The following is a 7678-nucleotide window of genomic DNA, read 5'->3' on the forward strand; positions in this document are numbered from 1 at the left end:
TAATGAATAACTGTTGTGTGCTGCCAAGCAGCGTAAACGCAAAAATAATCCTATTTCAACAAAAAAAAATGTCTTGCAAGTATTTGTTGGTAACAATTTTTTGTTTACCTTGCGTTAAATTCCGCACTTTTATTTTAGAAATTAAATCACACTCCATGATTCGTGAAGATCGTATATCGTTGAATGAGCGCTTCCGCAAGGTTTTTGACCTGCTGGTAGAACGTGGCGACATTCAACCCAACGACCGGAGTGGCAAAGGTATCGGCGACTTTGCCCTCAAAATCCTCGGCAATCGGGCTTATGGCCACATCATCCGGGCTTTCCTCAATCCTGATGACAAACGCTGTTTGGATTATCGTCATGCTCGAACATTATGCCGTGAATACGGAGTAAATGAATCTTACCTCATCGATGGGGTGGGTACACCCTTTGGGTTCGATTTGCCAAAACCTTCTCCTGCCGATGAGGCAAACCTAAAGATAGGCAATATTTTGTTTACATCCGAGGAAGCTTTTGCAGGTTCCACTGTAGGCAAGGATGGTTGGGCGGTTGAAGACATCGATTATTTCAATATTCCAGGCCTGGCTGGTGGTGGCCTGGTTGCCTTTCCCATCAAAGGGAACAGTATGGAACCCATCATTGCCAATGGCGATGTAGTGATCTGCCGCGAAATCCAAAGCATGAGTGAGGTACGGGACAACAAGATTTATGCTGTGAAGCACAATGGCAGCATCTGGGTCAAACATGTACAAAAAATCACGGACCGCAATGGCCGGGTGACTCGCCTGAAAATGATTTCTGCCAATCACCTCGAACATGATCCTTTCACCGAAGATGTGAACGAACATACTCGTTTGTATCAGGTGGTTCGGAAAATCAGCGAACTGGACTAATAATAAATAATGAGTGATGAGTGATGAGTGATGAATTGTCAAGATGCTCAAGGGCTGAGGTAATTCCATTCATAACTCATCATTCATAACTCATCACTCTTTGTCTCGTCACCTCATACAACACAATTCCTGCCGCCACCGACGCATTCAGTGAGTCGGTTTGTCCCAATTGTGGGATAATGAATCGTTCATCCGCCATTGCGGCTACAGCGGGACTAATTCCTTCTGCTTCCGAACCAATGACCAGGGCTACGGGTATGGTCCAATCCAATTCCGCCAAAGACGAAGTTGCGCTCAAATCACTGACATAAACCTTTACGCCCGAGAGTTTGAGCAACTCAATGGCACCCACCATACTTTTTTCCCGACAAACCGGAATAATAGTCAAAGCACCTGCTGAGGTTTTGACCGCTTCTGCATTGACCTGAGCACTTTTTTTGCTGGAAATCACAATGGCATGCGCGCCAAAAACCTCGGCAGAACGGGCAATAGCCCCAAAATTGCGCACATCGGTAATGCCATCCAACAAAACAATTAATGGAGTTTGACCATTTTCAAACACGGAAGGCAAGATGTCTTCCAGACGTTGGAAAGGAATTGGAGAAATAAAAGCAATGACCCCCTGGTGGTTGCCACCCGCCAGTTTATTGAGGCGCTCCTTCGGCACTACCTGCATGGGCACTTCGTATTCTTTGGTCAGATGCCGGATTTCTTTTTCAAATTCGCCCCGAATCCCCTGCTGCATTACCACTTTATCTACGGGCCAGCCTGAGCGGATGGCATCCACCACGGGATGGCGCCCGTATACTATTTCGGAAAGCTTTTCAGCCATAATGTGTTTTGAATTGATGCCTTTTAGGCTTATGACTGACAAATAAACTACTTTTTAATTGATCCACAGAACAAATCCACTTCTTTGTCCGTATCAAGCCTGATTGATTTATGTATTTTTGACACTTTACGGTTTGAATACAACAAAGGATAAAAAATGATGAAAACCTCCGCTTTATTTTCCCCCTTGTGCTTGCTGGGCCTATTGAGCATCGTGCAAGTCAGCCAAGCACAATCGCTCGATGCTGGCCGCCAGGCGCTGGCACACTTGCAAACAAACCAGCAAAAATGGAAGCTTAGCCCCGAAGACCTCCAAGGATTGAAGGTAAGTTATACCTACCAAAGTGAGCACAATGGAGTAACCCACGTTTACTTTGTCCAAACCCACGAAGGCATCGAGGTATACAACGCGATTTCCGGAGTCCACCTCAAGGATGGCCAGGTGGTTTTTGTCGCCGACCGTTTTGTTACCGATGTGGCTTCCCGGGTAAATGCCCTCAAGCCCAATCTAAAGCCAGAGAAGGCGCTGCTTCGTGCAGCTGAAGACTTGGGTATGAATGAAAAAAGCAGCAACATCAAAGTGCTAAAAAGTGAAAAAAATCGCTCGGCAGAATTTGCTGGAGGAAATATTTCACGAACCAATATCCCCAGCCATTTGATGTATTACCCTGGCACAGCCGGGCGTTTGCGCCTGGCCTGGGTAATGGAAATCCAGGACCCGCGCAGTTCTGATAATTGGGTGACTTTTGTAGACGCCCAAACCGGAGTAGTATTGGAAAAAGTCAACCATACCATTTCCTGTACCTTCCCGGGGCACAACCATTCGGCTCAGCTTATATCGGATGAATGCCTGCAAGAAGCTGGCTTGCAACGCATGAGTATGCCTGCAAAAACCGAAACGGAAGAGTTGTCCCCTGTCGCTGATGGTGCCAGCTACAATGTGTTTGCCCTGCCCATCGAAAGCCCCTTGCACGGCGCTCGAAAAGTCATCACCAACCCTGCGGATGCCACTGCTTCCCCTTACGGCTGGCATGATACCAATGGCGTACCGGGCGCCGAATATACCATTACCCGGGGCAATAACACTTACTCTTACCTGGATCAAAATGCCGACAACCGACCCGATACCATTCTAGTAGCCAATGGTGGTGCCAATCTTACTTTTAACTATTCCTTTAATTCCAACTTGCAACCCAGCAATTCACGTGCGGCTGCCATCACCCAGTTGTTTTACATGAACAACATCATGCACGATTTCACCTATCACTATGGGTTCAATGAAGCGGCAGGTAATTTTCAACAAAATAATTATGGAAAAGGTGGCCGCCCAAATGATGCCGTTAACTCGGAAGCACAGGATGGCACTGATACCAATAATGCCAATTTTGCTACTCCATCAGATGGTAGTCCTCCCCGGATGCAAATGTTCATTTGGAATGCCTCGGCTGGTAATGCGTTTATTGATGCACCTGCCGGTATTGCCGGAAAATACCCAGTACGGGGCGCAAGTTTTGGTCAACGATTGACTACTACTCCTGTTACTGCGGAAATAGCAGTGGGCGTTGATGGATCGGGTGCGGCGAACCTGGGTTGCCAAACTTTGTTGAACCCCGCTAGCCTAAAAGGAAAAATTGTGCTCATCGATCGAGGCACTTGTACCTTTGAAACCAAAGCCAAAAACGCCCAAAATGCCGGAGCAGTGGCTTGTGTGGTCTGTAATTTTGAAAACACACTGCCTGCTGGTTTGGCTGATGACCCGGTTGTAAATGGAGTGACCATCCCGGTAGTAGGGATGCGTTCTGGCGACTGTGAATTGATGAAACAGGCGATGGCCAGAGAAAAAGTACAGTTGACTTTGGTTGCCCCGGCAATCACGGGCCCCGATTCGATTGACGCCAGCTTTGACAATGGCATCATAGCCCATGAGTACGGCCACGGTATTTCAGTTCGCCTGACTGGAGGCCCTTCCGTAACGTCTTGTTTGAACAACGATGAACAGATGGGCGAAGGCTGGAGCGATTTTTTTGCACTGGTCACTACCGTAACTCCGGGGCAAAACGGTAAAACGGCTCGTGGAGTGGGAAATTATGTACTCTATGAAGGCCTAGACGGAACTGGTATCCGCCGTTTGCCCTATTCAACCGAGTTCAAAATAAACAATCAGGTTTACGACGATATTATTGGCACGAGTTTCCCGCACCCGGTGGGTGAAGTATGGGCTGCCACCCTTTGGGATTTGTACTGGGCAATGGTTGACAAATACGGCTGGGACCCTGACTTGTACCGCGGCAAAGGGGGCAACAACCGCGCCATTCAACTGGTAATGGATGGGATGAAACTGCAAAACTGTAGCCCCGGCTTCATCGATGGCCGCAACGCCATTATCGCCGCCGATGCCCTCAACAACGGTGGCGCCGATGAATGTTTGATCTGGGAGGTATTTGCCCGACGTGGCCTGGGTTGGAGCGCCGATCAGGGTAGTACCAGCAACCGGAATGATGGTTTGCAAGCCTTTGACAATCGCCCTGAATGCATCAAAACGCTGAAAGTTGAAAAATTGGTGGATGGCAACATCAGTGCTGGGGATACCATTAATGTGACGCTTCTGGTGTACAACCATAAAGATACGCCTGTAAATGCAGCAGTGTTGAATGATGAATTACCGAATGGTCTTAGCCTAATTCCGGTATCGGTAGTAGGCTCCAACAAAACTTCGGTAAGCAATGGAGTTGCTTCTTTTGAGATCGGAACCCTGGCTCCTGGTGCCAGCAAAATCATCCGCTATCTGGCCATCAGCAACCGCAACCGCCCTTCCATTCGAAAGGCGCTGGATGACGTTGAAGGGCCTACGAGCATGTGGTCCAAATTGGCAATCGATGGCCAGGATACTTTCCGGATCACAACCAGCAAGTTTTTCCAAGGAACCAGATCATGGACTGTTCCCGGTAGTCGGGTTTCAGTGGATCAGGCCTTGTATCTGAAGGAGCCCATTCGGATCAACGGTACTCAGCCAGTACTGCGTTTTTACCAGGATTACAGCATTGAATCGGCCCTGGATGCTGGTATTGTGGAAATATCTACCAATGGAGGCCTTAGCTGGCAGTACATCCCGGATAGCCTGATCTTCCGCAATGGTTACACTCGTCCTGTTGTCTACACCACTTTTTCGATTCCACGTTTGCGGGGCTTCTCGGGTTCTACCGGCCAATTTGTGCCCACGTACATCGACTTGAAGAAATATAGCGGTCAAGAGGTTCAGTTGCGTTTTCGTTTCGGCTCCAATGATGATCCAAGCAATGGCTCAGCTCGTACTCAGGGCTGGTTTATCGACAACATCGAATTTATGGACCTGGTGAATTACGATGGTCAGGTCTGTCTTACTACCGCTGAGGGCGATAAAGTGTGTGGCAAAGCGACCTCTCGGGGTACTTTGGTGGAGCCAGGCTCGGTGGTAAGTTCCACCCGCGATTTGCAGAGCAACATCCGCATGAACATTTACCCGAACCCAACGGGAGATCAAATCAATGTTCAACTCGAAGGTTTACCTGCCGGGCGTGCTCAAGCGATTTTGTTGAGTACCGAAGGTCGGATTTTGCAAACCCAAACCATGCAAAACCGTGATGCCGATAACCGTTTATTGGCCTTTGATCTTTCCAGTTTACCCGCTGGTATTTACCTGATGCAGGTGAAAGGTGAAGGGGTAAACCGGGTGGAAAAAGTGGTGAAGTATTAAGGTCTGATTTGAAAGGTAAAGAAGCATAAACGAAAAATGCGCCTTATCCCTAATTGGGCAAGGCGCATTTTTCGTTTATACATAATGGTTTCACTACAGTTTAGGGTCAAAAGCCAATGCTTGATCTGTCCTGCTAAAACAATTTGGTTTGTCCATCTACATCAAACTCGACGCTGTCTCCTGCGTGCAACTTATCTGGTATCACCTCAGCAGGTTTTTCCACGGGTTGTTCAAGCGAAGGAATAAGCTCCACCTCTGTTAATTTTTGATCACTCAATTTGTTGCCCAAGGCTTTCCAACCTTTCACATCAATGAATTCGGCCAGATTGAGCTCACCCTGCATTTTTTTGTTTTTCAACTTCATCGAGTAGCGCACCTGGGGATTGGCCTCGATGGTAGCAAAGAGCAACCGAGAATCCTTGTGGTCAGTCAGGTAACTGAAACGCTCCTTGAGTTTGGTGGTTTCTACCCGGAAACGTTTGACCATGGTCAGGCCCTTGTTGCCATCGTAATGCACAGCACTGACCACGGTTTCAGGATCGAATTTACCAAGGTGGTACAAATCGACAAGGTTGAAGCGGCGGGTCATGTCCAGTTCGGCCATTTCATAAGTACCGTCCTTGAAGAGGATGAACATCAGTTCGCCCGTATCGAATTCACCCAGCAAGCGGCCGCGGCCATCATTGTTCAGGCGGCCACTCACATCGTCGATGTATACTTTCAAAGCGCCGATGGTGGAGCGACCAGCTTCTTTCAAACTGACCTTGCGCACAGGGTATTTGGTGATCAGGTTACCTTGAGAGCTACGGCCTTTGATCGCGAGTTCTTTAAAGTCGTAGTCGAACATTTTTTTCTTGGCTGTGGAGGCCTGGGTCAGCTGGATGTTGACTACTTCGGCTTCGCCATTGGGATTGGCCGTGAAGTAGAGTAGTTTTGAGCCTTTGGCTTCAGAGGTCAGTACATACTCTTTGTCTCGCGTAATGGCGGTAACATTAAAGCGTTTGGCGAAAGTACGGCCATTGGCGCCATCGGAATAAACCAGGTTGTAGGTCGTTCGCTCGTCGTTTTTCTTCCACACGGCGGCGTGGATGATGTCTTTGCCTACAAAAACCTTGTCTGCGATCCGTTTGACCATGAAGCGGCCATCGGCGCGGAAGACAATGATGTCGTCAATGTCCGAGCACTCGGAAACAAAGACGTTGTTTTCGTCTTTTTTCAAACCAAAACCAATAAAGCCTTCCGTATAATTGACAAACAGCTTGGCGTTGTTGGCTACTACCTCGGTGGCCTGAATGTATTCAAAGGAGGTGATTTTAGTCCGGCGTTCGCGGCCTTTGCCGTATTTTTCCAACAGGCGTTTGTAATAGGCAATAGTAAAGTCGGTGATGTGCTCCAGATCGTAGCGCACCTGCTTCATTTCCTCTTCCAGCGCTGCAATGTGCTCGTCCGCTTTGAAAGTGTTGTATTTGGAAATGCGTTTGATGCGGATTTCGGTCAGTTTCACGATGTCATCCTCCGTGATGTCGCGCATCAGGCGCAGGCGTTGGTCTTTGACATCAGGGTTTTCGGACGGTGTTACTACGTATTTACGCAGCTCGCGGGCAATGGTAGTCAGGACTTCCTCCCAACTTTCACACTCTTCGATCTGGTGGTAAATGCGGTTTTCAATGAAGATTTTTTCCAAACTTGCCATGTGCCACTTTTCCAGCAGCTCGTGTAGTTTGATCTCCAGTTCTGTTTTCAACAGATCACGGGTGCGGTAGGTGTTGTGCTCCAGAATTTCTTCCACGGTCATAAACCGCGGCTTGTCATCATGGATCACACAAGCATTGGGCGAAATGGACACTTCACAATCGGTAAAGGCGTACAGAGCGTCGATGGTTACATCGGGAGAGGTTCCCGGGATAAGTTCCACCTGAATTTCCACATCCTTACTAGTGAGGTCAACAACTTTTTTTATTTTGATCTTACCCTTTTCACTGGCTTTAATGATGCTTTCAATCAAGGATTCGGTAGTTACGCTATACGGCAACTCTTTAATGGCCAGCAAATCTTTATCCAGTTTTTCAATCTGAGCGCGGATTTTGACCTTCCCTCCTCGTTTGCCTCCGTTGTAATCACTGACATCAATTTGAGCTCCGGTTTGAAAATCGGGAAAAATTTGCACCTTTTTACCCTTCAAAATATCAATCGAAGCCTTGATGAGTTCTATAAAATTGTG

The 7678-nt window shown here is 47.9% G+C and carries 4 protein-coding genes; 2 read left to right on the forward strand and 2 right to left on the reverse strand.

What is annotated here, in order from left to right:
• The first annotated feature begins 155 nt into the window (after positions 1-155).
• Positions 156-893, forward strand: a complete 738-nt coding sequence (locus tag SFV55_RS18760) for a helix-turn-helix transcriptional regulator (RefSeq protein WP_320031073.1) — start codon at positions 156-158, stop codon at positions 891-893.
• 79 nt (positions 894-972) lie between these two features.
• Here SFV55_RS18760 and rlmB read toward each other — a convergent pair whose 3' ends face one another.
• Complete coding sequence (gene rlmB, locus SFV55_RS18765) at positions 973-1725, reverse strand: 23S rRNA (guanosine(2251)-2'-O)-methyltransferase RlmB (RefSeq protein ID WP_320031074.1); 753 nt, start codon at positions 1723-1725, stop codon at positions 973-975.
• Positions 1726-1881: 156 nt separating this feature from the next.
• Between rlmB and SFV55_RS18770 the strand changes: the two genes are divergently transcribed.
• The gene (locus SFV55_RS18770; protein ID WP_320031075.1) at positions 1882-5457 is read left to right on the forward strand and encodes a T9SS-dependent M36 family metallopeptidase; all 3576 of its coding nucleotides are present in this window, start codon (positions 1882-1884) and stop codon (positions 5455-5457) included.
• 133 nt (positions 5458-5590) lie between these two features.
• Here the strand turns inward: SFV55_RS18770 and SFV55_RS18775 are convergent.
• On the reverse strand, positions 5591-7678 hold a 2088-nt coding region (locus SFV55_RS18775; protein WP_320031076.1), incomplete at its 5' end, for a DNA gyrase/topoisomerase IV subunit A.

The organism is Haliscomenobacter sp. (assembly GCF_033763495.1).
In the GTDB taxonomy this organism is placed as follows: domain Bacteria; phylum Bacteroidota; class Bacteroidia; order Chitinophagales; family Saprospiraceae; genus Haliscomenobacter.

Coding starts and splice junctions, on each gene's coding strand:
- rlmB (WP_320031074.1), bottom strand. CDS start 1,725: ATGGCTGAAAAGCTTTCCGAAATAGTATACGGGCGCCATCCCGTGGTG.
- SFV55_RS18760 (WP_320031073.1), top strand. CDS start 156: ATGATTCGTGAAGATCGTATATCGTTGAATGAGCGCTTCCGCAAGGTT.
- SFV55_RS18770 (WP_320031075.1), top strand. CDS start 1,882: ATGATGAAAACCTCCGCTTTATTTTCCCCCTTGTGCTTGCTGGGCCTA.